Source organism: Pseudomonas viridiflava (assembly GCF_900602065.1).
GTDB lineage: Bacteria > Pseudomonadota > Gammaproteobacteria > Pseudomonadales > Pseudomonadaceae > Aquipseudomonas.
Genome location: NZ_UWFN01000095.1, coordinates 135,733 through 159,447, shown reverse-complemented (window position 1 = coordinate 159,447; position 23,715 = coordinate 135,733). Strand labels below are relative to the sequence as shown.

The following is a 23,715-nucleotide window of genomic DNA, read 5'->3' as shown; positions in this document are numbered from 1 at the left end:
CGATAAGGTTTAGGTGATCTACCTGCAGAATCGAGGTGTCCTTATCGCGGGCAAGCCCGGCTCCCACTGGAATAATGGTGCTCGATGGAAATCGAGTACTGCCTGAAAACCGTGAAACGTTTGACGATATTTTCATGCCGTTAACGGGTATGATGCCCACCTTCGTTGGGGAGTAGCCTGCTGCTGAGTTATCTCAGGAGCGTTCGTATCAACATTCTCGGCAGCAGCCGTGGTACGAACACCTTTTGGTTGGCGAGACCAGCGACATATCCATGCCTAAAGTCGGGCGTGTGGATGTGTCGTTGACTCATAGCCCGACTGGAAGTAAACCGTGAGCCCCATTTCCCTCATATTCGTTGCCTTGGCCATGTCCACGGACGCTTTCGCAGCGGCCATCGGTAAAGGCTCCAGCCTGCACAAACCGCGTTTTATCGAAGCACTGCGCACCGGTCTGATTTTTGGCGTGATTGAAGCCATCACGCCCGTCATTGGTTGGGCCATTGGTAGTGCCGCGAGCAGCTTTGTCCAAAGCTGGGACCACTGGATTGCCTTTACCCTGCTGCTGATCCTCGGCTTGCATATGATCTACAACGGGTTGAAGCCGGAGGAGGACGAGGCTGAGGAAAAAGCCGGACAGCACTCGTTCCTGATTCTTGCCGTCACCGCGTTTGCCACCAGCATCGACGCGCTGGCTGTGGGGGTGGGGCTGGCCTTTGTTGATGTGAATATTCTGGTGGCAGCGGCTGCAATCGGTCTGGCGACCATGACCATGGTGACTATCGGCGTGATGCTCGGTCGGGTACTTGGGACGATGGTCGGCAAGCGTGCCGAGATCGTGGGCGGCGTCGTGCTGATGCTGGTCGGCGCGACGATCTTGTATGAGCACCTGTCGGCGTAGTCAACACCAGCATTTTGTAGGGGCTGACGAGCAGCGCGAGGCTGCGAAGCATTCATCCTGGCAGACCGCAATCGCAGCCTTCGGCAGCTTCTACAGGTCCCGTTTTTTCCGCGAGACAGCGCGGCAGAAAGAGGTAGCGTCTCAACTATTACAGCTGTTTTTTTACCGCAAACGCTGCGCCCAGGGCCTGAAGCCGGGTCGCCATTGGCGAGAGGTCTTCGCTGCACTGGATGAGGGTGACCACATCTGTAGCGTTGTTTTGTGCAATCGTGTGCACGGTCGTCAGACGATCGTTGATACCCACCGACACTGCGGATTGCTGTTCGGTAGTGCCCGCGATCAATACGTTCAGGCGATGAATTTCCAGCACATCAGCGACGGTGCTTTTCAACAGTTCCGAGCCCAGTTGGCTGGCCTGGACGCAGCGTCCAACCTCTTCGCCGCTGTTACGCATCGAGTCGGCTGCGGTACGGCTTTCCTTCTGCAGTGATTCGACGATCTGGCGAATCTCTTCCACCGAGCCTGCGGTTTTCTGCGCCAGGCCTCGAACCTCATCGGCAACCACGGCAAATCCACGACCCTGCTCCCCGGCGCGGGCAGCTTCAATGGCGGCATTGAGTGCCAACAGGTTGGTCTGCTCCGCGATTTCGCGGATGACGTTGATGACCTTGCCAATCTTTTCTGCCTGATCGGCCAGCGACTGCACACTCTGGTTAGCGCCGCTGATTGAGGATTCCAGGTTGGCGATGTCCTTGCTGGCCTTATCCACTGACTGCCTTCCCTTGACCAGTTGCTCACTGGCTTTGTTGGCGCCTTGATGGGCCTCGTTGGCATGTTGTGAGATGTCGTCCAGTGCTGTGGTGAGCAACTGCATCGAGTGAGCCATGCGAGTGATTTCTGCCAGTTGCTGCTGCGCGCCTTTGTCCAGGGTTTCGCCTGCGACCGATAACTGACGACCCATGTCACTCAAGCCGCTGGTTTCATGAATCACGCCACCAACGGTGTTGGTGATCAACGCCAGGAACTCGTCAAAGCGCTCGGATGAGTGCATGCCTGCGCGGCTTTCAGTGACGCCTGCTCTTTTGTCCAGGCGCGCGGCGGCCTGGAGGATTTTGTCCAGCAGGTCCTGGTTCTCGCTGGCTTCGCGATGGCTGTGTATCGCCAGATAAATCAGGATGGCGCTTTCAGCGACGACATAAGCGGCATGGATGAAGACCACATCCCAACCGCCGTGATGCTGCATCACATATACCGGATAACCTGAATGCTGCAGCACATGGAACAGTAAATGGTGAACGGCGATGGTCGCGGCAGCCACGACAATGGGCAGCCAGTCCCGGTAGAACGTCAGCACCGCCAACAGCGCGAAAATACCGAAGTGGACTTCGATGAGGCCTTGAGCCTGATTGATGTGCAGGCCCGACATGACCATCAGGGCAACGCCCGCCAGGCAACGAAACAAGCGGGTACCGCGCAAAACGGGATACAGCGCAGTCATCGCCACGGCCGTGCCGCCGCCGACCAGAACGGCCTGGCCAAAGGTAGAGTAAATAGTCGCCAGCCCCAGGGCGTAGATAAAACATATCCACAGGAGCCCGAGCATAATGCGGTCGGCTTTACGGTAATGATCGGTAAAACGAGGCACCGTCGACATAGCGTAAATCCTCAACATCCATTTCATGGAACCGCATGAATGCCGAGTATGCCTGCGTCTATGGGACTAAAGAAGCGGTATGCCATCACCGATGCTGTCTCGCGACAATCATTGGACCTGTAGGAGCTGCCGAAGGGTGCGATGGCGGCATGTCAGGATAAATGCTTCGCAGCCTTCGGCAGCTCCAGGGGATGGGCTTGTCAGTTGTTAATGCAGCTTCATCCGCGGCTCGGTTCCTTTGCCGATGCGGCTGCCGAGCATCAGCATCAGGGTGCGGAAGGTGCCGTACAGAGCCATCTGGTGCATGCGATACAGAGAGATGTAGAACATCCGCGCGAGCCAGCCTTCGAGCATGACGCTACCGGTCAGGTTGCCCATCAGATTGCCCACTGCCGAGAACTTCGACAGGGAGATCAGCGAACCATAGTCGGTGTATTTGTAGTCCGGGAGCGGCTTGCCTTCGATGCGCAAGCGCAGCGATTTGACCAGCAACGAGGCCTGCTGATGCGCGGCCTGGGCGCGGGGCGGGACATTGCGGTCCGAGCCTTTTTGCGGGCAGGCTGCACAGTCGCCGAAAGCAAAAATGTTTTCATCGCGAGTCGTCTGCAACGTTGGCAGCACCTGCAATTGGTTGATGCGATTGGTTTCCAGCCCGTCGATTTCCTGCAGGAAACCCGGTGCCCGAATACCGGCTGCCCAGACCTTGAGCGTGGCCGGGATCACCAGACCACTGGCGGTGATCAGTGAATCGGCAGTCACTTCGCTCACGGCTGCATCGGTCAGCACGGTAACACCCAGTTTCTCCAGGGTCTTGTGGACCGGGCCGCCAATGCGCTCCGGTAAGGCAGGCAACACGCGTGGGCCAGCCTCGATCACCGTGATACGCAGGTTTTCCGGTTTGATCTTGCCCAGTCCGTAAGCCGCCAGCTCGTGAGCCGCGTTGTGCAGTTCAGCGGCCAATTCGACCCCGGTTGCGCCTGCGCCGACAATCGCCACGGTAATTTCCTCGGCGGTGTCGCTTTGCCCCGCATGGGCGCGCAAGTAGTGGTTGAGCAGTTGCTGATGGAATTTCTCGGCCTGTTTGCGCGAATCCAGAAACAGACAGTGCTCGGCTGCGCCCAGGGTATTGAAATCGTTGGTGGTACTGCCCACCGAAATCACCAGCGAGTCATAGTCGAGGCTGCGTGCCGGAACCAGTTCCAGGCCGTCTTCATCAAGGGTGGCGGCCAGATGAATCTGCCGCGTTTCACGGTTCAGGCCAGTCATCTTGCCGAGCTGGAACTGAAAGTGGTTCCACTTGGCCTGAGCCACATAGTTCAGCTCATCTTCATAGGAGTTGAGCGAGCCAGCCGCGACTTCGTGCAGCAGCGGTTTCCAGATGTGAGTCAGGTTGGCATCGACCAGCGTGACACTCGCTGTGCCCTTTTTGCCCAGGGTCTTACCCAGGCGGGTGGCCAGCTCCAGGCCGCCAGCGCCGCCGCCAACGATCACAATACGATGAGTCATAGGGATATCTCATAAGGTTTAAGGAATTCGGGGGGAGTGAGTTGATCTGCGCGAGCGCTGAATTCGTGCTGCTCATAGCGTCAGATAACTCAACAATCGGCTCAACAGGCCCAGGCTAACCACCACTGCAACCACCACGATCAGGAGCAGCCAGGGCCGGAAAGGCCGGCGCTCAGCTTGATGCTGGGGGGCTTGCAGGTACTCTTCGACACGCTTTTGGTCTTCGGGTTTCAGGCGACTGGACATGGGAGCCTCAGAAAAGAGGGCAACGGTGTTATTCGGCAAGCAGTTCGAGCGGTTCGACCCGTAACGAATCATCTAGACGAATGATGCCGCTTTGTATCACTCGCGCGGTAATTCCGCCATGCCCACGTACGGCCTGAAAGGTGCCGTGTCCCAACCGCTGTTCCAGCCGTGCGCAGGGCTGGCACCAGCCGGTGGTCTCCAGAATCGCCTGGCCGATCCTGAAACGACGGCCTTTGAGGCTGAATAGATTGATGCCGCTGATCACCAGATTGCGGCGCAGGTCTTGCGGCACGATGGGGTGATCGTCAGGACGGTTCAACAAGGAGCTGACAACCGCGAAGTGCTCCCACTGAATTAACGTCACCTGTCGCGCATTACGTGGCCCGGGACGGGCGTGGTCACCGGTCAGCCCTGCTTCGCGGCGCGCTTCCACAGCCTCCAGTTCAACCATGTCACCACGAGACTCGGGGCGCACGCCAATCCAGCGTACCCGGCCGGTTTGCGGCACGTCGGCCAACAGCTCTTGCAGAGGGCTCATAAACTGATTCCAACATCGAAAACAACGCTGCGGCCCAGATTGGTCCGCAGAAAATCCGGTGCGCCGGGATGGGCAAACAGCACGCGGGCAAAGGTCGGCCCCACCAGGGACAACGAACGCCAGCCCTGGCGCAGGTACTCGGTGGGCGGTGGGAAGTGGCTGTTCAAATCCAGCACTTCGCGTTTGAGGCTGGCGAAGGCAATGATGTCCAGCTCACCCAGATCAATGCCGCGCTCGTTGTAGTTGTGGGCTTTTTTGCGCAGCGTCGGTGCCAGGCGTTGCAGCAGCTCATTGGCAGGAATGCGCTTGGGCTTGGCTTCGCGGCGCACCAGCTGGCTCAAGGAAAACGCGCCCCGTCTTCTTGCGAGCTCTTCGCGCCACTCGTCGTTAAGCCGACGGCCTTCATCCAGAACAAAAAACACTTCAAAACAGGCGTCGCGAAACAGCACATCCGGCGGTTCCTGCCCTGCAGCAGTGAAGTCTTCGTGGCGATGCGGGATGTTCAAACCTTGCAGTAACCGTTCACAAACCCATCGCTCACGCTCCCACTTTCGCGCATTGGAAAGGAACGCGTTGGCTTGTTCGGCCTGGATCGTTAGCAGGCGAAGGTAGTCTGAGTCATCCATAGGCCAAGCTTAGCGTTCTAATAGCTACAACTGGAAGAAGGATTAATGGGTTAATTCTGGGGGAGCGGTGCTTGCCCGCGATAAGGCTTCGGTGATCTGCCTGTCAAACCGTGGTGCCTATATCGCGGGCAAGCACCGCTCCCACAGGTTGGCCATGATTTCAAGTTCATCACTGAGCTGTGGGACCGAATTCATTCGGGAAGACGGCATTCCAGGCGATGTATAGGCTTCGGATGTACTGGCCCCTTCACGAATGAATTCGCTCCCACAGGTCCGCGCCCATTTGGGCTATGGTATTGGTTTTTCCATTCTGCTCAGGAGAGTTGCACCGTTGAAACTCTGGCCCATTCTGCTGTTGATCCTGTTGCCGTTCACCGCGCAGGCTATTGAAATTGGCGATCCTGTGCCGACCTGGAGCCTGTTTGATCAGTTCGACGAGCCGTATGTGATGAACCCGCAGAAGACTCAGACGATTCTGGTCGCCAGCAGCATGAGCGCGGGCAAAATCATGGAGAAGGCGCTCAAGGACAAACCCAAAGGCTTTCTGGAGGCCCGGCATACTGTATTCATTGCCAACATCGAGCCTATGCCTGCTTACGTCACCAAATTTTTTGCCGTGCCTAAAATGCGCAGGACTTATTCTTATCGTGTAGCCCTTGATCGTGAGGCGCAGATCGCGCCGGGTTATGGGGGGGAGGCGGCTGCTGTTCAGTGGTTGCAGCTAAAGGACGGCAAGTTGCAGGAGCGTCGTGAATTCAACGGTCCTGACGCACTTCGCGAGGCACTCGAAAAGCCATGATCGGCGCGCAGGTCCTGACACCGCAAACGAACGGCGAGAGGTGAAGCCAGCGGACATGTGCAGTCGCGGCCATCCTTCCGTGGGGAAGTCCTGTGTTTGCTTGCAAGTTTTCCTGCGTCTGGTTCGACGTCATCGCGAGCAAGCTCACTCCCACAGGGCGGCCGACATTTTGTAGGAGCGAATTCATTCGCGAAGGGGCCAGTACATTCACAGCTTGTGTATCGTCTGAAATACCGCCTTCCCGAATGAATTCGGTCCCACGGGTTGCGCGGGGTTAATCAATGGCGCTCGGGCAGATCCCCGGAAAACATTTCATCTTCGGCATCCGGGCTGACCGGAATCGCGTGCTCTTCCGACGCCCAGGCACCCAGGTCGATCAGCTTGCAGCGCTCCGAGCAGAACGGCCGGGCAGGGCTGGCAGCGCTCCATTCCACGGGGGCGCCACAGGTTGGGCAGTCGACGGTCATTGGTTGGCTCATGATTGGCCTCCGGGCAAAGTTAAATAAAAGTGATGCAGGCGCTGGACTTCGCTTTGCAGCCAGGCAGCGTCACGGTCATTGACCAGCACATCATTGGCACGACTCAATCGATCTTCTCGATTGGCCTGGGCTTTGATGATGGCTTCGACCTGCTCCTGACTGGAACTGTCGCGCAGCATGGTGCGCTGGACCTGCACGTTTTGCGGTACGTCGATGACCAGCACGCGCTGAGTGATTTTCCACTGACCTGACTCGACCAGCAAAGGCGACACCAGAATCGCATAGGGCGACGTGGCGCTGGCCAGGTCGCGCTGGATCTCCGTCGCGATCAGTGGATGCAACAAGGCTTCAAGCCAGCGGCGCTGTTCGGCATTTTCGAAGATCAAGCCGCGCAAGGCACCTCGATTCAGCGTGCCATCGGCATTCAGCACCGAAGGTCCGAAGTGCGCGGCGATCAGCGCCAGCGCCGGTCGGCCGGGCTCGACCACCCATCGTGCTGCGTGGTCGGCGTCGACTACATGGATGCCCAGATCGATAAAGCACTGTGCTGCTGCGCTTTTGCCGCTGCCGATGCCGCCAGTGAGTCCAAGAATCCAGGGTTTTTTAGCGGTTTGGTTCATCTGAAACCGGCAAATTGCAAATAGGAGTCGGTTATTTGACCACCCCAGAGCAAAGCGATCCAGCCTGCGATGGCCAGATAGGGACCGAAGGGGATCGGTGTGCTGGTTTCAACATTCCGCAAACGCAGCAGGATCAGGCCCAATACGGCGCCGACCAGCGATGACAAGAGAATGGTCAGTGGCAGGATCTGCCAGCCACCCCAGGCCCCCAGCATGGCCAGCAACTTGAAATCGCCATGGCCCATGCCTTCCTTGCCGGTGATCAGTTTGAACAGCCAATACACCGACCACAGCACCAAATAACCGGCCACTGCGCCCCAGAGCGCATCGCCCAACGTGGTGAACACGCCGAACGAGTTGACGATCAGCCCCATCCACAACAGCGGCAACACCAGGTCATCAGGCAGCAACTGGTGATCGGCATCGATCAGACTCATGGCCAGCAGGCCCCAGCTCAGCACCAGCATCGCGGCAGCAGGCCATCCAAAGCCGAAGTGCCAGGCGATGTAGCCGGACAGCAGGCCGCAGGTCAGCTCAACCAGCGGATAACGTTTACTGATGGGCGCTTTACAGCTCGAACACTTGCCGCCCAGGAACAGGTAGCTGAGTACCGGCAGGTTTTCCCATGGCCGGATTTGGCGTGCGCAATGCGGGCAGCGTGAGTGCGGCAGGATCAGGTTGAAGGTTTCGCTTGCAGGCTCGGCAGGCAGCTTGAGCATTTCCCGGGACTGAGCCTGCCAGTCGCGCTCCATCATTATAGGCAGGCGATAGATCAGCACATTGAGAAAGCTGCCGACCAGTAAACCGAGAATCAGTGCAGATAAAACAAAGGCCAGCGGTGAGCTGGCCAGGAAATCAACAAGTGACATAGTCAGACAACGCTTCCGAGTTTGAAAATAGGCAGGTACATGGCAATCACCAGACCGCCGACGATGACGCCAAGGATGGCCATGATCATCGGCTCCATCATGCTGGTCAGGTTATCGACCATATTGTCGACTTCATCCTCGTAATAGGTTGCGACCTTGTCGAGCATGGAGTCCAGTGCGCCCGACTCTTCGCCGATGGCCGTCATCTGAATGGCGAGGCTGGGGAACACACCGGTGGAGCGCATGGAAAAGTTAAGCTGCATACCGGTCGAAACGTCTTGTTTGACCTTGTTCACTGCATTGCGGAACACCACGTTACCGGTTGCGCCCGCTACTGAGTCCAGCGCTTCGACCAGCGGCACGCCTGCGGCAAAGGTGGTGGACAGCGTACGGGCGAAGCGTGCAACTGATGACTTATAAATCAGGGGGCCAATCACCGGTACTTTCAACAAGCCGCGGTCCACGCTGTCGCGGAAATTTTGAGAACCTTTGTAGCTGCGTCGGAACAGGAAAATACTGACGAACATTGCCCCCAGAATGATCAGCCACCAATCCTGAACGATTTTCGACAGGCCGATCACCATCAAAGTGAACGCAGGAAGCTCGGCACCGAACCCGGCAAAGATGTCCTGAAATTTGGGCACCACGTAAAGCAGCATGATCCCGGAAACCACAAACGCCATGATCATCACCATGATCGGGTAGGTCATGGCCTTCTTGATCTTCGCTTTGAGTGCTTCGGTTTTTTCCTTATAGGTAGCCACTCGATCAAGCAGTGCTTCCAACGCACCTGCCTGTTCACCGGCGTCCACCAGATTGCAGTACAGATCGTCGAAATATTGCGGCTTCTGCCGCAGCGCGAAGGCGAAGCTGTTACCGGCTGCGACTTCGCTTTTCACTTCTTCGATCAGCTTGCGCATGTTCGGGTTTTCCGAACCTTCAGCAATGATGTCGAAGGACTGCAGCAGCGGCACACCGGCTTTCATCATGGTTGCCATCTGTCGCGAGAAAAACGCGATATCCAGCGGCTTGATCTTCTTCCCCGAGCCAAACAGAGACACCGGTTTCTTGCGCACTTTGGTGGGGCTGATGCCTTGCTTGCGCAACTGCGCCTTGATCAGCGCAGGATTGTGGCCGGTGAGTTCGCCGGTCATCTTCGCGCCTTTCTTGTCCGTGCCTTCCCACGTGAAAACGATGGCTTTTGCTGCTTTGCTGGCCATGATCAGTCCTTGGTCACGCGGTTGACTTCTTCAAGGCTGGTGACGCCCTGCATCGCTTTGATCAGGCCCGATGTGCGCAGGTCATTGAAGCCGTCCTTGCGCATTTGTACGGAGATATCCAGCGAGTTGCCTTCTTCCATGATGATTCGCTCCAGAGCCGGGGTCTTCTTGACCACCTCGTAAATCCCCACGCGGCCTTTATAACCGCCATTGCACTGATCGCAGCCGACCGCTGTATAAATCTTGAACGTGCCGACCTGATCTTCCGGAAAGCCTTCCTTGATAAGGGTTTCTTTGGGAATGTCTGCTTCTTTCTTGCAGTGCGGACACAGCTTGCGCGCCAGACGCTGGGCAATGATCAGGTTGATGGCGGTAGCGATGTTGAACGCTGCCACGCCCATGTGATGCAAACGGGTCAGTGTTTCAGCCGCGCTGTTGGTGTGCAGCGTGGAGAGCACCATGTGGCCGGTTTGCGAAGCCTTGATGGCGATCTCGGCAGTTTCCAGGTCACGAATCTCACCGACCATGATCACGTCAGGATCCTGACGCAGGAAGGCGCGGAGTGCTTGGGAGAAGTCCATTCCTTGACGCGGATTGACGTTGACCTGATTCACGCCTTCCAGGTTGATTTCAACCGGATCTTCAGCCGTTGAAATATTGATGTCCACGGTATTGAGAATGTTCAGGCCGGTGTACAGCGACACGGTTTTACCCGAACCGGTGGGGCCGGTGACCAGAATCATGCCTTGCGGCTGCTTCAGCGCCTCCAGATACAAGGCTTTCTGCTCGGGCTCGTAGCCCAGCGCGTCGATGCCCATCTTGGCCGTGGTCGGGTCGAGCAGACGCATGACGATTTTTTCGCCCCACAGCGTCGGCAGGGTGTTCATCCGGAAATCGATGGCTTTGGTTTTCGAAATACGCAGTTTGACCCGGCCGTCCTGAGGCTTGCGGCGCTCGGAAATGTCCAGGCTGGCCATTACCTTCAGGCGCGCGGCGATGCGGCTTGCGAGGTGGATAGGCGGTTTTGCAACTTCGTGCAGGATGCCGTCGGTACGCAGCCGGACCCGGAAGGTCTTTTCGTAGGGTTCGAAATGCAGGTCGGACGAGCCAAGGCGAATCGCGTCCAGCAGCATCTTGTTGACGAAGCGCACCACCGGAGCGTCGTCTGCATCGTCCTGGCCGAGAGAAGTTTCCTTGGCTTCGCTCCCCGATACGATTTCCAGGCTGAGATCGACATCGCCCAGATCACCCAACGACGAATGGCTGTCGAAGAACTTTTCGATGGCGTCGGTGAGCTTGTCGTCCTCCACCAGAATCGCTTCGATGGCCAGGCCGGTGCTGAACTGCAGATCGTTGATAGCCTGCTGGTTGGCCGGGTCGGAAATCCCGACATAGAGCTTGTTGGCACGTTTCCACAGGGGCAGGACGTGGTGTTGGCGGATGAGCTTTTCGCTCACCAACCCCTTGGGTTGTTCTTCTTTATTAAGGCTGTTGAGGTCCAGGAACGGCAAACCGAAATGGTCCGACGACATCTCCGCCAGGACCAGTGCTTTGACCAGGCGGTTTTGTACCAGATAACTGATCAGCGAAACCTTGTCGCGCCGGGCCTGTTGATAAGCCTGTTGCGCTGCTTTTTCAGTCAGAAGTTCGGCAACTACCAATTGCTTGGCCAAACCGCTCAGAACAACGTCACTCATAAAACCACCAAACCCATACAGTATCTGGTTTATAGCCTAGTCAGGCGGCGCTGCCAATGATGCATGGCAAGGTGACCAAAATTGTCAGTTAGTGATCCTGTCGGGACACACAATTGCGCAGCCAATCAAAGGATTAGCAATAAAGAAGGATTGAACAAGGCTTGGCATGACCTATGCTTTGGCACAGGCAAGCAACACCTTATTGACGCACCGGAGCAGTACCCATGAAAGCACAAAAAGGTTTTACGTTGATCGAGTTGATGATCGTAGTAGCGATCGTCGGTATTTTGGCTGCTGTGGCGATTCCGTCGTATCAGAACTACTCCCGTAAGGCGGCGTACTCGGAAGTGATCGCGGCCATGGCTGCTATAAAAACAAGCATGGGCGTCTGCTTGTCTCAGGCCAATGCGCTTGCTGACTGTGATACCGCTGGCGAACTCGGTATAAATTTGCCACCTGTTTCAGCTGCAGGAGCTGTGAACAATATAGTAATTGGAGCTGGCACGATCGTCGCAACTCCTAATAATTTTAGAGGGATTGCTGCTGCCGATACCTGCACACTCCAAACTGCTTTGCCTGCTGCTGCAGGCGCGCCTTTAGTATGGACTTACGTCGGTAACTGCGTAGCCAACGGCTACGTTCGTAACTAAGCTATTTCTAGCTCAATGCTGTGGTGCTTGTCTTATGCGTTATACGCACTAGCTTTACAGGATTAGCCGAAATAGCTCAGCCCGGTAGAGCAGCGCACTCGTAACGCGAAGGTCGCAGGTTCGATTCCTGTTTTCGGCACCGCAGACCCAAAAAGCCCGATCCATCTGGATCGGGCTTTTTCGTTTGTGTGGCATCGTTAGTGCGTGATGCCCTTTAACAGGCTGAATCCAGACTTAGGTTCCTGACACCCATCAGTCGCACTGCCAACCCAAGGCCCTGTAGGAGTGAGCTTGCTCGCGATGGCGTCCTGTCTGACAGTGGTTTACTGAATGACTCACCGCTATCGCGAGCAAGCTCACTCCTACAGGATTCGTGTTTGCTGCGTGACAGCGCGGCGTGCTCCTACAGGGGCTTGTGTCATTGGGGCAGTCAGTTATTACCTCAAAGGCTCAACCGCATCGACAGATCCACCGCCTTCACGTCCTTGGTCATTGCCCCAATCGAGATATAGTCCACACCTGTTTCGGCAATCACCAGCAGCGTGTCGTCGTTGATCCCGCCGCTGGCTTCCAGCTTCGCTTTGCCTGCGTTGAGGCGTACGGCTTCGCGCATGTCGTCGAGGCTGAGTTCGTCGAGCATGACGATGTCAGCCCCGGCATCCAGCGCTTCGCGCAGCTCATCGAGACTTTCCACTTCGATTTCCACCGGCTTGCCCGGTGCGATCTTGTGCGCTGCAGCAATGGCCTCAGCGATTCCGCCGCAAGCCGCGATGTGGTTTTCCTTGATCAGAAAGGCATCGAACAACCCGATACGGTGGTTATGGCAGCCACCGCAGGTCACCGCATATTTCTGTGCGAAGCGCAGCCCCGGCAAAGTCTTGCGGGTGTCCAGCAATTTGACTTGAGTATTGGCGACCATGTCGGCGTAATGCCGGGCCTTGGTTGCCACCCCTGACAGCATCTGCAGAAAGTTGAGTGCGCTGCGCTCGCCGGTCAGCAACGAACGCGCCGGACCTTCTAGATGGAACAGCGCCTGGTTTGGCTGCACCTGTTCGCCGTCCACCACCTGCCAGTGCACGGCAACCCGCGGATCCAGTTGGCGAAATACCGCATCAACCCAGGCCGTTCCGGCAATCACCGCTACATCTCTGGAGATAACCGTGGCTTTGGCGAGGCGTTCGGCGGGGATCAACTGAGCTGTGATGTCGCCACTGCCGACGTCTTCCAGCAACGCACGGCGCACGTTGGCTTCGATTTCGGCGGTGAGGGTGGCGAGTTGTAAATTCGGCATAGCGGACTCCATTTCAGGTCGCCCGAGTATAAGGCAGGTTGCCCACTTAACTCACGGCGCCCCATCTATAACGGGCCTTTGCCACTCCCCAAACGAATGACAGTTGGTCGGTTTTTTACATTTCGTTGCGATGGATTGCATTTTTTGCGGTCTATCCCTGCACGCGTCAATCCGCTAGCCGGAAACGAAATGTAAAGAACAAGACTTCTCTGGCAGATCGGATATATTTTGAAAGATGATACGACTTGTATTTGACGTCACGCTTTTGACGTGTAGCGGGATGAATCGGGGGATCGCTTCACAGGCACGGGATCAAGCCCTGCTTGTGATGAGGTCGATGACGCTGTCTGGCAGGTGGCTTGATGCAAAACGACGAGAATGTTGTGCCGTTAACTAAAGCAAATACCGACCAGGCGGCTCATTCGCCCCTCGCACGCCTGCCTGTCGTTTTGCTGCAGGTTCGTGACAAAGCCGCCCAGCAGCTCAAGGACGCTCTGCAGGAGCTGTTCGATAACGCAGACGACACGCTGTTTGAAATGGCGGACCGTGCGCAGAGCAATTCCGAGCAGAACATCTTTTTCGAAGCGATGCGTGACCTGCGCCTCAAGCGTAAAAGTATCGAACGAGCGTTTCTCGACAAGTTCTACGAAGCCTTTCTGCGTCTTGGCCAGTACCAAGTGTCCGAGCCGGTTATCGCTACGCCGGTGTCATTCGACAAGCTGTCACTGGTGCACAACGATGATCTGGAAAAGACCGTTGCTGTCGACGCCATGGTGACCAAGGTCCTGAGCCGTGACGGCACTGCGCTTGCGCAACTCACGACCCGCCTGAACCAACTCGTCACTCAGCCGCTGACCAACGAAGCCAACCCTATGGGGCCGGCGATGTTGTGTGATTATTTCCTGCAGGCCGGGCGTAGCCTCGGCGTGGGGATCAAGGTCAAGCTGATCGTGCTCAAACTGTTTGAGAAATACGTCCTGTCCGATACGGACGACCTTTACAGCGAAGCCAACCAATTGTTGATTGCGACTGGCATCTTGCCGGAGCTGAAAGCTGTTCCTGCACGTCGCTCTACTGATCGCAGCACCCGGCCAAGCCGCAGCGTCGAGCAGTTCTCTGATCCTGCTCTGGCCCAGACCGCCGACAAGCTTGATAAAGGTGTGCAGGACGTTTTTTCTGCCCTGCAGGAATTGTTGCTGCAAGTGCGTGGCAATATCGTGCCCCGCCATGAGGCCAGCGCCGAAGCCCGGCCTATCTCCAGTCAGGACCTGCTGCGCTTGTTGTCGCACATGCAGCAATACGTTCCGTCGTCGGATTTACCGGATGATTTCGATCTGCGTAACCAGTTGGAGCAACTGCTTACGCGCGTCAGCGTGAAGAGTGGCAAGTTTCGCGTGGTGGGTGTCGGCGATGAAGATGTCATCAATCTGATCGCGATGTTGTTCGAGTTCATTCTGGATGATCGTAATCTGCCGTCCTCACTGCGGGCGCTGATTGGTCGGCTGCAGATTCCGATGCTCAAGGTTGCGGTGATCGACAAGAGTTTCTTCAGTCGCGGCAGCCATCCGGCTCGGCGTCTGCTCAATGAAATCGCCGCTGCGGCGCTGGGCTGGGGTGGGCGAGACGACTATCAGCGTGATTCGCTTTACGTGCGTGTCGAGCAGATCGTGCAGCGTTTGCTGAACGACTTCGTTGATGATCCGGCGATTTTCTCTGAGCTGTTGGTGGATTTTCTCGCCTTCACCAGCGATGAGCGCCGCCGCAGTGAGCTGCTTGAGCAGCGTACCCGTGATGCCGAAGAAGGCCGTGCGCGTGCCGAGTTGGCTCGTCAGCGGGTGCAGCAGGAATTGAATCAGCGCTTGCTCGGCAAAGTGCTGCCTGAAGTGGTTGTGCGTTTGTTGCAGGAAGCCTGGAGCAAGGTGTTGCTGCTGACCTGCCTCAAGCATGGTGATGATTCCGTAGAGTGGCAGGCCGGCTTGGCCGCGATGGATGATTTGGTCTGGAGCGTAGAGCTGCATGAGGAGCCAGAAGCCAGGCAGCGATTGCTTGATCTGGTGCCGGGCTTGCTCAAGGCGCTGCGTGAAGGCCTGACCAGTGCGGCGTTCGATCCGTTCGCGACCAGCGAATTCTTCAGCCAGTTGGAAGTGTTGCATGTGCAGGCGTTTCAGCACTTCTCACGCATGCAGGACGACGCTGCCAACGGCTCGCCTGATACGGCTGATGTCGAGGATGCGCAAGGGCCAGCGATGATTCAGGTGGTTGAGGAGATCGTATTGATCGCCCCGGGTGGTGAGCAGCTGTTCAACGAACCTGCGCCGCGTTTGCCGGAAGATGATGCGGGGCTCGCGCAGGTCGACAAGCTGCGTCTGGGTGGCTGGGTGGAAATTCAGGAAGACGAAGAGCACAAACTGCGCTGCAAGCTGGCGGCGATAGTCGAGCCCAGCGGGCGCTATGTGTTCGTCAACCGCACCGGCATGAAAGTCCTTGAGAAGACACGTACGGGGCTGGCGATGGAGTTCCGTCGCGGCACCATCCGCATGCTCGACGATGCGCTGCTGTTTGACCGCGCGCTGGAATCGGTGATGGGTAACTTGCGCAAGCTCAAAGGCGCGTGAGGCACAAGTGCAACCTCGGGGGATATTCCAGGTTGGCCTGGCAACGTGATTCCTGTGGAAGCAAATTCATTCGCGAAGGGGCGATACATCCGCAGCTTATGTATTGGATGAAATACTGCCTTCCCGAATAAATTCGGTCTCACTGGGTTGCGCTCCGACATAAATAGCGTTTCAGGGTGTACCACGCCAGACCCTTCCTACCCAAACCTCATCCATTTACACCCTGCCTATTTTCTTCACAGCGGGCATACTTGCCCCTATCGATTTATCCGTGCAAGGAACCTTCATGCAGCTCGACTGTGCAAGCGGCTGGTGCCGTGGCATCGATCATTGCCCCTCGCCCAACTTCAATGCGCGCCCTGAGGGGGAAATCTCTCTGTTGGTGATTCACAACATCAGCCTGCCGCCTGCACAGTTCAAGACCGGCAAAGTGCAGGCGTTTTTTCAGAATCAACTGGATGTCACCGAGCACCCCTACTTTGAGGGGATTGCAGACCTGCGTGTGTCGGCGCATTTTCTGATCGAGCGTGATGGAGAAGTGACGCAGTTTGTCTCCTGTCTGGACCGCGCCTGGCATGCAGGCGTGTCGAATTTCGAGGGGCGGGAAACCTGCAATGACTTTTCCGTCGGTATCGAGCTTGAAGGGACCGACGAGCAGCCGTTCACCGACGCACAGTACGCAGCCTTGATCGATCTGACTCGTCAGTTACAGTCTGCGTATCCGGCAATCAACAGTGCGCGGATCTGTGGCCATAGCGACATCGCACCGGGTCGCAAGACGGACCCGGGCCCCTTTTTTGACTGGTCGCGTTTCAGGGCGGCCTTGCAGGCTTGAAGTGAGGGACAGGTAAATGAGTTTTCTGGTGTTACTGCTGGCGGTCTTGATCGAGAAGTTTTCGGCACTGCGTGAGCGCGTTCAGCGTGATGGGGCATGGCTGGCCGAGCTGGCCCGGCTTGAGGCCAGCCCCCGTATGGCGTCACATCCCTGGTTGATTCTCGGACTGAGCGTATTGCTGCCGGTGTTGCTGGTGGCGTTGATTCTGGTGGTACTGGGTTCGGTCGCCAATGGCTGGCTGGCCCTGCCGGTGCATTTGCTGGTGTTGATCTACAGCCTCGGGCGTGGCGATCTGATTGCTGCGCTCGGGCCGTTCCGTGATGCTTGCCGACGCGGTGATGCGCAGGCGGCAGTCCACGTCGCCGAACGCGACATGGGCGTGCTGGCTGATAACAGCGAAGAGTTGCTCAAAGGCGTGCAGGGCCACTTGTTGTGGCAGGCCTATCAGAGCTTCTTCGCGGTGATTTTCTGGTATTTCCTGCTGGGCCCTGTCGCGGCGCTTGCCTACCGTCTGCTGGCACTGGCCGCCGAGAATGCGAAAACGCCAGGTGTGGCAGAAAATGCTGCGCAACTGCGCCACGCGTTCGACTGGATTCCGGTGCGTTTGCTGGCTGCGAGCTTTGCGCTGGTGGGCAACTTCGTGGCGGTGAGCCGGGTCATGCTGCACGAACTGCTCAACTGGGACATTAGCGCTGCGCAGCTGATTGCCAAAGTCGGTTGTGTGGCCGGTGAAGTTCCCGCTCCGGTGGTCGGTGCAGAAGGCGTCAACAGCCTTGATGTGCTCTGGGAGCTACTGATCCGCGCCGCGATTGTCTGGTACGCCGGTTTTGCACTGTGGACGTTGTTGGTTTGAGGGGGTATTTGTCGACGGGCTCAAATCTGTGGGAGCGAATTCATTCGCGAAGAGGCCGGATCATCCGCTGATAATTCATCGCCTGAAATACCGCATTCGCGAATGAATTCGCTCTCATCAAACAACATGCAACCTACTGGATTGATGTGCATTCTTTGTAGGAGCTGCCGAAGGCTGCGAAGCATTTATCCTGACACGCCGCGATCGCAGCCTTCGGCAGCTCCTACAGGACCTATGTTTGCTGCGCGATATAGCGGGGTCAGGTCAATACCACCCAAACAACTCACACGCATTCCGGGTACTCGCTTCCGCCAACCGCTCAGGCGTAATGCCCATCAAACCAGCCAGCGCCGCACAGATATCCGGCAAGTGCTCCGGGCTGTTGCGTTGGCCGGGGTACATGGCCGGTGCCATGTCCGGGGAGTCGGTTTCCAGCACGATGCTGTCCAGCGGCAGCTCGGCAATCACCCGGTGCATGCGCAGCGCCTGAGGCCATGTTGCTGCGCCGCCAAGGCCCAGTTTGAACCCCAGCTTGATGTATTCACGCGCCTCTTCACGGCTGCCCGCAAACGCATGAATGATCCCGCTGCGTTCGAGTTTGAAGCGTTTGAGGGTGGCAATCACATCGGCATGGCTGCGGCGAACATGCAGCAGCGCGGGCAGATTGAAGTCCGCAGCCAACTGTAGCTGGGTGTCGAAAACCTGCTGCTGACGCTGACGATCCAGCGTTTCAACATAGTAATCCAGGCCAATTTCCCCGACTGCACATAGCTGCGGGTGGCCTTGCAGGCGGGTCAGCCAATCGGCCAATTGGTCTAGGTGTTGCGGCTGATGTTCATCGATGTACACCGGATGCAGGCCGAACGCGGCATGCAGGGCCGGGTTTTCCTGAGTCAGGTCCCACACGCGCTGCCAGTTACGCTCATACACGCCCAGCACCACCATGTGTTCGACGCCCAGCGCGCGGCAGTTGGCGAGAACTGCTGCGCGATCATCGGCGAAATCGTCGAAATCCAGGTGCGTGTGGGTGTCGATGAGCTTCACACTCAGGCCTCGTGAATGCGTTGTTTGAAGGTCCGCACAATGGCGTGCACACCGGGTTCGTATTGATTTTTCTCGATGGCGGCCAAGGCCAGATCCAGCGCTGCGCTGGCGATCAGCTGGTGTTGCTGGGCCATCGCGTTGACGGGCAACGGCAAGAAGTCCAGCAATTGCGTGTCACCGAAGGTACCCAGATGAAACTGGTCGGGATTGACTGCGCGGCGTTGCAGTACATCGAAAACACCCTGCAATAGCACGTAGGAGGTGGTCACCAGGGCATCCGGGAAATAACCCAGGCGGTCAAAAATGTCCTGCATCAATTGCTGGCCACATTGCCTGCTGAACGCATCGCCGTGCTCGACAATCACTGAGCCTTCAAAACCATGCAGCGCATCTTCAAAGCCGCTCGCCCGTGCGCGGCTGATGCTCAGCTCCGGGCGGGCGCCGATCAGCGCGATGTGCCGCGGGCGGGTTTGCAGCAGGCTACGGGTTAACTGCAAGCTGGCGTCATGGTCGTCGCTGACCACCGAGCAGAAGTGTTCCGCGTCCATTTCCCGGTCGATGGCGATGATCGGCAAGCCTTTATTTTGTAATTCGCGATAGCTGGCATCGCTGGCGGGCAGGCAACTGGCAACAAACAATGCGTCGCAGCGCCGGGCCCGGAACAGCTGCAGCAGTTGCAGCTCACTGATGGGGTCATCATCAGAGCTGGCGATCAGCAACTGATAGCCATGAGCCCGGGCGCCTTGCTCAAGAAGTTTGGCGATCCGCGCATAACTGGGGTTTTCCAGGTCGGGCAGGATGAACCCAAGCGTCCGGGTATGGCGGCTGCGCAAACCCGCCGCCTGCGGGTTGGGGCGGAATCCGTGCTCTTCGACCACGGCCTGAACGCGCTCGACGGTCGCATTACTGATGCGCTGTTGTTCGGCCTTTCCGTTGATCACGTAACTGGCCGTGGTGACGGACACTCCCGCCAGACGTGCAATATCACTGAGCTTCACTCGTGATTCCTTTTGTTATTGATGCCTCATCAGAGAGAAGCGATTTTCACCGAAAGTGGCTGATCTGCACAGCAGACCATGGTCCACCCCAATGTTCTCAGGTTTATTTACGTTTGCCGGGCAACATTGGACCGAGTGCTCTTCAACCGGTGGAGATAATCGAGTAACGTGCCGAGCAATTAGATTAAACGTTTCAGCAACTATTTTTGTTGCTGTTGTCATAGGCATACCTTTGATCGTTTATCTGTTTCATCACCTAAGCTGTCGATCAGTCCATGATCGTTCTTAAAACAAGAATCAGGCGCTTGCCCGCGCTGTACAGGAGACAGGCATGCTCGAGCTCACTGTTGAGCAAATATCCATGGCCCAGACGGCTGTGGATAAGTCCGCCGCTTTGCAACTGCTTGCCGATTTGCTGGTGACCGATGGTCTGGTTGCCGACGGCTATCTGACAGGTCTGCAGAACCGTGAAAAACAAGGTTCGACTTTTCTTGGGCAGGGCATTGCAATCCCTCACGGCACGCCGGAAACCCGTGATCAGGTATTCGCCACGGGCGTACGTCTGATTCAATTTCCTGAAGGTGTGGATTGGGGCGATGGCCACATGGTGTATCTGGCGATTGGTATCGCTGCCAAATCCGACGAGCATTTGCGCCTTCTGCAACTCTTGACCCGCGCTCTGGGCGAAACAGATCTGGGTGAAGCGCTGCGCCAGGCGGATAGCCCTGAAGCGCTGCTCAAACTGCTGCAAGGCGCGCCGCAAGAGCTGGCCCTTGATAGCCAGATGATCAGCCTGGGTGTTTCTGCCGACGATTTTGAAGAACTGGTCTGGCGCGGCGCGCGTTTGCTGCGCAAGGCCGACTGCGTCAATAACGGTTTCGCTGCGGTGCTTCAGCAAGTGGAAGCCCTGTCGTTGGGCGATGGCTTGTGGTGGTTGCACAGCGAACAAACCGTCAAACGTCCAGGCCTGGCGTTTGTCACGCCTGATAAACCGATCCGTTACCTGGGTCAACCGCTCACCGGGTTGTTCTGTCTCGCCAGTCTGGGGGAGGCGCATCAGGCGTTGCTTGAGCGTTTGTGCTCCCTGTTGATTGAGGGCCGTGGTCACGAACTGGGGCACGCCACCAGCAACCGCGCCGTGCTTGAAGCGCTGGGCGGTGAAGTGCCTGCCGAGTGGCCGACCCAACACGTGACCCTGGCCAACGCCCACGGGCTGCACGCTCGCCCGGCGAAGATCCTTGCGCAGTTGGCCAAGGAGTTTGAAGGCGACATCCGCGTTCGCGTCCTGGATACCGGTGAAAGCGCTGTTTCCGCCAAGAGTTTAAGCAAGCTGTTGAGTCTGGGTGCACGCCGTGGTCAGGTCCTGGAGTTCATTGCCGAGCCCAGTGTTGCCGCTGATGCGTTGCCTGCCTTGCTGGCCGCTGTCGAGCAGGGCCTTGGCGAAGACGTTGAGCCGCTGCCGACCGCCACATCGCCGACGCCGGTAGCCGCGATCGTCCCTAAGGAAACCCTGGCTCCCGCAGATGGCAGTCAGATCGCTGCAGTTCCGGCATCCCCTGGCATTGCCATTGGCCCTGCGCATATTCAGGTGCTGCAAGCCTTCGATTACCCGATGCAGGGCGAGTCGGCGGCCATTGAGCGCGAGCGTCTGGAGAAGGCACTTGCTGAAGTCCGTCAGGACATTCAGGGCCTCATTCAACGCAGCAAGGCCAAGGCAATCCGCGAGATTTTTATCACCCACGTCGAAATGCTCGACGATCCTGAACTGGTTAACGAAGTCATCTTGCGTCTGAGGCAGGGCGAAAGCGCTGCTGCGGCCTGGAACAACGTGATCGACAGCGCCGCGCGTCAGCAGGAACAACTGCAGGACGCACTGCTGGCAGAGCGCGCCGCTGATCTGCGTGATGTCGGTCGTCGAGTGCTGGCGCAGATTTGCGGCATTGAAACCTTGGTTGCCCCGGACGAGCCTTACATTCTGGTAATGGATGAGGTCGGCCCATCCGATGTCGCCCGGCTGGATCCGGTGCAGGTTGCCGGCATCCTCACCGCCCGCGGTGGTGCTACTGCACACAGCGCAATTGTTGCCCGGGCGTTGGGTATTCCGGCGTTGGTGGGCGCGGGTGACGGCGTGCTGCTGCTCAAGCCAGGCACGCTGTTACTGCTTGATGGCCAGAAGGGCCGTTTGACTGTTGCGCCAGATACCGAGACCTTGCAGCGTGCTGCTCAGGACCGTGACAACCGCGAACAGCGCCTGCAAGCTGCCGCAGCGAAACGTATGGAGCCTGCGCTCACCCTGGACGGCCATGCCGTTGAAGTCTTCGCCAATATCGGCGACAGCGCCGGTACGCCGGCCGCTGTAGAGCAAGGTGCGGAAGGCATCGGCCTGTTGCGCACCGAATTGTTGTTCATGGCTCACTCCCAGGCGCCGGACGAAGCGACTCAGGAAGCCGAATACCGCCGCGTGCTGGACGACCTGCAAGGTCGCCCTCTGGTGGTTCGCACGCTCGATGTGGGCGGCGACAAACCGCTGCCTTACTGGCCAATCGATAAAGAAGAAAACCCGTTTCTCGGCGTACGCGGCATTCGCCTGACACTGCAACGTCCGCACGTCATGGAAAGCCAGCTTCGCGCCTTGCTGCGCGCCGCCGACAATCGTCCGCTGCGCATCATGTTCCCGATGGTCGGCACCGTTGAAGAGTGGCGTCAGGCGCGGGACATGACCCTGCGTCTACGTGAAGAGATCCCGGTGGCAGACTTGCAGATCGGCATCATGATCGAAGTCCCGTCAGCCGCCTTGCTTGCGCCAGTCCTGGCAAAGGAAGTGGACTTTTTCAGTGTCGGCACCAACGACCTGACTCAATACACGCTGGCCATCGACCGTGGCCACCCGACGTTGTCAGCTCAGGCTGACGGTTTGCATCCAGCGGTGTTGCAACTGATTGATATCACCGTGCGCGCGGCCCATGCCAATGGCAAATGGGTCGGCATCTGCGGCGAGCTGGCGGCAGATCCGCTGGCCGTCCCGGTGCTGGTGGGCCTGGGCGTCGACGAGCTGAGCGTTTCGGCGCGCAGCATCGGTGAGGTCAAAGCCTGTGTGCGCGAACTGAATTTGAGTACGGCAAAGCAACTGGCGCAAAACGCGCTGACGGTAGGCAGTGCCGCCGAAGTGCGTGCCCTTGTGGAGGCTCTGTAATGGCCAAGATTCTGACCCTGACCATGAACCCGGCGATGGACCTGACTGTACAGCTAGGGCCGTTGCAACTGGGCCAGGTCAATCGCAGTGAAGCCATGCTCAGCCACGCGGCGGGCAAAGGTCTGAACGTCGCTCAGGTGCTCGCCGATCTGGGGCATGAGCTCACCGTCGCCGGCTTCCTCGGCGTCGATAACCAGCAGCCTTTTGAAGCTCTTTTCACGCGTCGTGGCTTTGTCGACGAGTTTGTTCGCGTGCCAGGGGAGACCCGCAGCAACATCAAGCTGGCGGAGCAGAGCGGACGTATCACCGACCTGAACGGCCCCGGGCCGATGGTCAGCGAGGATGCGCAGCAGGCTTTGTTTGCCCGTGTTGAGCAGATCGCAACCCAGTTTGATGCAGTTGTGGTCGCGGGCAGCCTGCCGCGCGGCGTCAGCCCGGAATGGCTGCACAAGCTGCTGGTGCGCCTGAAAGCGCTGGGCCTCAAGGTCGTACTGGACACCAGTGGTCTGGCCTTGCGCGCCGGTCTTGCGGCTGGGCCGTGGCTGATCAAACCCAATACCGAAGAGCTGGCTGACGCACTGGATGCGCCGATCATCTCTATCGCTGCTCAGGCCGAAGCGGCAGCAAGCCTGCGCGCCCGGGGGATTGAGCATGTGGTGATTTCGCAGGGCTCCGAGGGTGTGCATTGGTTCAGCGCGGATACGGCGCTGCAGTCTTTGCCGCCGAAAGTGACCGTGGCAAGCACGGTGGGTGCCGGAGATTCGTTGCTCGCGGGCATGGTGCACGGTTTGCTCAGTGGCCATTCTGCACAGCAGACTTTGCGTACCGCGACGGCGATTGCCGCTATGGCTGTCACCCAGATCGGATTTGGTATCACCGACAACGCAACGCTGAAGAAGCTTGAAGGCGGCGTGAACGTTCGCACTTTGGCGGAAAGATAAAGGAACCGGCCACTGCATGGTCGATGCAGGAGCTGCCGAAGGCTGCGATCCGGTGTGTCAGACACGCCGCTTTCGCAGCCTTCGGCAGCTCCTACAGAATGCATTCCAATCAACTTGGTTATGCGCTGTTTAATAAGAGAGGC

At 57.8% G+C, this 23,715-nt stretch carries 21 protein-coding genes, 1 tRNA gene and 1 riboswitch; of the genes, 9 read left to right on the top strand and 13 right to left on the bottom strand.

What is annotated here, in order from left to right:
* Positions 1 to 155: 155 nt before the first annotated feature.
* Positions 156 to 333, top strand: a riboswitch (yybP-ykoY riboswitch).
* The gene (gene mntP, locus EE949_RS03380) at positions 332 to 898 is read left to right on the top strand and encodes a manganese efflux pump MntP (RefSeq protein WP_122662884.1); all 567 of its coding nucleotides are present in this window, start codon (positions 332 to 334) and stop codon (positions 896 to 898) included. (Overlaps the previous riboswitch by 2 nt.)
* Before the next feature lie 148 nt (positions 899 to 1,046).
* Here mntP and EE949_RS03375 read toward each other — a convergent pair whose 3' ends face one another.
* From EE949_RS03375 to EE949_RS03355, 5 genes are all read right to left on the bottom strand, one after another.
* Positions 1,047 to 2,552 carry a methyl-accepting chemotaxis protein gene (locus tag EE949_RS03375; protein WP_122662882.1) on the bottom strand — a complete coding sequence of 502 codons (1,506 nt, stop codon included), beginning with the start codon at positions 2,550 to 2,552 and terminating at the stop codon, positions 1,047 to 1,049.
* Positions 2,553 to 2,759: 207 nt separating this feature from the next.
* Entirely contained in the window at positions 2,760 to 4,058 is a 1,299-nt protein-coding gene (locus EE949_RS03370) for an NAD(P)/FAD-dependent oxidoreductase (RefSeq protein ID WP_122662880.1), read from the bottom strand.
* A gap of 72 nt (positions 4,059 to 4,130) precedes the next feature.
* A complete protein-coding gene (locus tag EE949_RS03365) occupies positions 4,131 to 4,304 on the bottom strand; it encodes a DUF3094 family protein (RefSeq protein ID WP_122662878.1) in 174 nt (57 codons plus the stop codon).
* A gap of 28 nt (positions 4,305 to 4,332) precedes the next feature.
* Positions 4,333 to 4,842: an MOSC domain-containing protein gene (locus tag EE949_RS03360; RefSeq protein ID WP_122662876.1), complete on the bottom strand. Its 510-nt coding sequence runs from the start codon at positions 4,840 to 4,842 to the stop codon at positions 4,333 to 4,335.
* Positions 4,839 to 5,468 carry a DUF1780 domain-containing protein gene (locus EE949_RS03355; RefSeq protein ID WP_122662874.1) on the bottom strand — a complete coding sequence of 210 codons (630 nt, stop codon included), beginning with the start codon at positions 5,466 to 5,468 and terminating at the stop codon, positions 4,839 to 4,841. Before EE949_RS03355 ends, EE949_RS03360 begins: the two co-directional genes overlap by 4 nt.
* 331 nt (positions 5,469 to 5,799) lie before the next feature.
* On the opposite strand from EE949_RS03355, the gene EE949_RS03350 reads away from it, so the two are divergent.
* Positions 5,800 to 6,267, top strand: a complete 468-nt coding sequence (locus EE949_RS03350; protein ID WP_122662873.1) for a hypothetical protein — start codon at positions 5,800 to 5,802, stop codon at positions 6,265 to 6,267.
* Between the two features lie 278 nt (positions 6,268 to 6,545).
* On the opposite strand, the gene yacG is transcribed toward EE949_RS03350, so the two are convergent.
* Genes yacG through pilB form a run of 5 tightly spaced genes read right to left on the bottom strand, consistent with a single transcriptional unit; the run spans position 6,546 to position 11,152 of the window.
* On the bottom strand, positions 6,546 to 6,746 hold the full coding sequence (gene yacG, locus EE949_RS03345; RefSeq protein ID WP_087274556.1) for a DNA gyrase inhibitor YacG: 201 nt from the start codon (positions 6,744 to 6,746) through the stop codon (positions 6,546 to 6,548).
* Complete coding sequence (gene coaE / locus EE949_RS03340; RefSeq protein ID WP_122662871.1) at positions 6,743 to 7,366, bottom strand: dephospho-CoA kinase; 624 nt, start codon at positions 7,364 to 7,366, stop codon at positions 6,743 to 6,745. The genes yacG and coaE overlap by 4 nt, the downstream gene beginning before the upstream one ends.
* Complete coding sequence (locus EE949_RS03335; RefSeq protein ID WP_122662869.1) at positions 7,363 to 8,235, bottom strand: prepilin peptidase; 873 nt, start codon at positions 8,233 to 8,235, stop codon at positions 7,363 to 7,365. Before EE949_RS03335 ends, coaE begins: the two co-directional genes overlap by 4 nt.
* A gap of 2 nt (positions 8,236 to 8,237) precedes the next feature.
* Positions 8,238 to 9,455 carry a type II secretion system F family protein gene (locus tag EE949_RS03330; RefSeq protein ID WP_122662866.1) on the bottom strand — a complete coding sequence of 406 codons (1,218 nt, stop codon included), beginning with the start codon at positions 9,453 to 9,455 and terminating at the stop codon, positions 8,238 to 8,240.
* 2 nt (positions 9,456 to 9,457) lie between these two features.
* Positions 9,458 to 11,152, bottom strand: a complete 1,695-nt coding sequence (gene pilB, locus EE949_RS03325; protein ID WP_122662864.1) for a type IV-A pilus assembly ATPase PilB — start codon at positions 11,150 to 11,152, stop codon at positions 9,458 to 9,460.
* A gap of 224 nt (positions 11,153 to 11,376) precedes the next feature.
* On the opposite strand from pilB, the gene EE949_RS03320 reads away from it, so the two are divergent.
* A complete protein-coding gene (locus EE949_RS03320) occupies positions 11,377 to 11,802 on the top strand; it encodes a pilin (protein ID WP_122662862.1) in 426 nt (141 codons plus the stop codon).
* Between the two features lie 65 nt (positions 11,803 to 11,867).
* A tRNA-Thr gene (locus EE949_RS03315) sits at positions 11,868 to 11,941 on the top strand.
* 303 nt (positions 11,942 to 12,244) lie between these two features.
* Here the strand turns inward: EE949_RS03315 and nadC are convergent.
* A complete protein-coding gene (gene nadC, locus EE949_RS03310) occupies positions 12,245 to 13,093 on the bottom strand; it encodes a carboxylating nicotinate-nucleotide diphosphorylase (protein WP_122662860.1) in 849 nt (282 codons plus the stop codon).
* A gap of 362 nt (positions 13,094 to 13,455) precedes the next feature.
* Here nadC and EE949_RS03305 point away from each other — a divergent pair, with 362 nt between their 5' ends.
* The 3 genes from EE949_RS03305 (at position 13,456) to ampE (ending at position 17,396) form a co-directional block, all read left to right on the top strand.
* Positions 13,456 to 15,708, top strand: a complete 2,253-nt coding sequence (locus EE949_RS03305; protein ID WP_122662858.1) for a DUF1631 domain-containing protein — start codon at positions 13,456 to 13,458, stop codon at positions 15,706 to 15,708.
* A 286-nt stretch (positions 15,709 to 15,994) separates the two neighbouring features.
* Positions 15,995 to 16,543: a 1,6-anhydro-N-acetylmuramyl-L-alanine amidase AmpD gene (ampD, locus tag EE949_RS03300; protein ID WP_122662856.1), complete on the top strand. Its 549-nt coding sequence runs from the start codon at positions 15,995 to 15,997 to the stop codon at positions 16,541 to 16,543.
* A 16-nt stretch (positions 16,544 to 16,559) separates the two neighbouring features.
* Positions 16,560 to 17,396: a regulatory signaling modulator protein AmpE gene (ampE, locus tag EE949_RS03295; protein WP_122662854.1), complete on the top strand. Its 837-nt coding sequence runs from the start codon at positions 16,560 to 16,562 to the stop codon at positions 17,394 to 17,396.
* A gap of 264 nt (positions 17,397 to 17,660) precedes the next feature.
* On the opposite strand, the gene EE949_RS03290 is transcribed toward ampE, so the two are convergent.
* On the bottom strand, positions 17,661 to 18,446 hold the full coding sequence (locus EE949_RS03290; RefSeq protein ID WP_162874475.1) for a TatD family hydrolase: 786 nt from the start codon (positions 18,444 to 18,446) through the stop codon (positions 17,661 to 17,663).
* Positions 18,443 to 19,438: a catabolite repressor/activator gene (cra, locus tag EE949_RS03285; protein ID WP_122662850.1), complete on the bottom strand. Its 996-nt coding sequence runs from the start codon at positions 19,436 to 19,438 to the stop codon at positions 18,443 to 18,445. The genes EE949_RS03290 and cra overlap by 4 nt, the downstream gene beginning before the upstream one ends.
* 331 nt (positions 19,439 to 19,769) lie before the next feature.
* On the opposite strand from cra, the gene ptsP reads away from it, so the two are divergent.
* On the top strand, positions 19,770 to 22,631 hold the full coding sequence (gene ptsP / locus EE949_RS03280; protein WP_122662848.1) for a phosphoenolpyruvate--protein phosphotransferase: 2,862 nt from the start codon (positions 19,770 to 19,772) through the stop codon (positions 22,629 to 22,631).
* Positions 22,631 to 23,572: a 1-phosphofructokinase gene (gene pfkB, locus EE949_RS03275; RefSeq protein WP_122662846.1), complete on the top strand. Its 942-nt coding sequence runs from the start codon at positions 22,631 to 22,633 to the stop codon at positions 23,570 to 23,572. Before ptsP ends, pfkB begins: the two co-directional genes overlap by 1 nt.
* Positions 23,573 to 23,715: the final 143 nt, after the last annotated feature.

Coding starts and splice junctions, on each gene's coding strand:
- ampE (WP_122662854.1), top strand. CDS start 16,560: ATGAGTTTTCTGGTGTTACTGCTGGCGGTCTTGATCGAGAAGTTTTCG.
- EE949_RS03335 (WP_122662869.1), bottom strand. CDS start 8,235: ATGTCACTTGTTGATTTCCTGGCCAGCTCACCGCTGGCCTTTGTTTTA.
- EE949_RS03370 (WP_122662880.1), bottom strand. CDS start 4,058: ATGACTCATCGTATTGTGATCGTTGGCGGCGGCGCTGGCGGCCTGGAG.
- yacG (WP_087274556.1), bottom strand. CDS start 6,746: ATGAGCCAACCAATGACCGTCGACTGCCCAACCTGTGGCGCCCCCGTG.
- EE949_RS03330 (WP_122662866.1), bottom strand. CDS start 9,455: ATGGCCAGCAAAGCAGCAAAAGCCATCGTTTTCACGTGGGAAGGCACG.
- EE949_RS03360 (WP_122662876.1), bottom strand. CDS start 4,842: ATGAGCCCTCTGCAAGAGCTGTTGGCCGACGTGCCGCAAACCGGCCGG.
- pilB (WP_122662864.1), bottom strand. CDS start 11,152: ATGAGTGACGTTGTTCTGAGCGGTTTGGCCAAGCAATTGGTAGTTGCC.
- EE949_RS03305 (WP_122662858.1), top strand. CDS start 13,456: ATGCAAAACGACGAGAATGTTGTGCCGTTAACTAAAGCAAATACCGAC.
- coaE (WP_122662871.1), bottom strand. CDS start 7,366: ATGAACCAAACCGCTAAAAAACCCTGGATTCTTGGACTCACTGGCGGC.
- EE949_RS03365 (WP_122662878.1), bottom strand. CDS start 4,304: ATGTCCAGTCGCCTGAAACCCGAAGACCAAAAGCGTGTCGAAGAGTAC.
- ampD (WP_122662856.1), top strand. CDS start 15,995: ATGCAGCTCGACTGTGCAAGCGGCTGGTGCCGTGGCATCGATCATTGC.
- ptsP (WP_122662848.1), top strand. CDS start 19,770: ATGCTCGAGCTCACTGTTGAGCAAATATCCATGGCCCAGACGGCTGTG.
- EE949_RS03375 (WP_122662882.1), bottom strand. CDS start 2,552: ATGTCGACGGTGCCTCGTTTTACCGATCATTACCGTAAAGCCGACCGC.
- pfkB (WP_122662846.1), top strand. CDS start 22,631: ATGGCCAAGATTCTGACCCTGACCATGAACCCGGCGATGGACCTGACT.
- EE949_RS03320 (WP_122662862.1), top strand. CDS start 11,377: ATGAAAGCACAAAAAGGTTTTACGTTGATCGAGTTGATGATCGTAGTA.
- nadC (WP_122662860.1), bottom strand. CDS start 13,093: ATGCCGAATTTACAACTCGCCACCCTCACCGCCGAAATCGAAGCCAAC.
- EE949_RS03355 (WP_122662874.1), bottom strand. CDS start 5,468: ATGGATGACTCAGACTACCTTCGCCTGCTAACGATCCAGGCCGAACAA.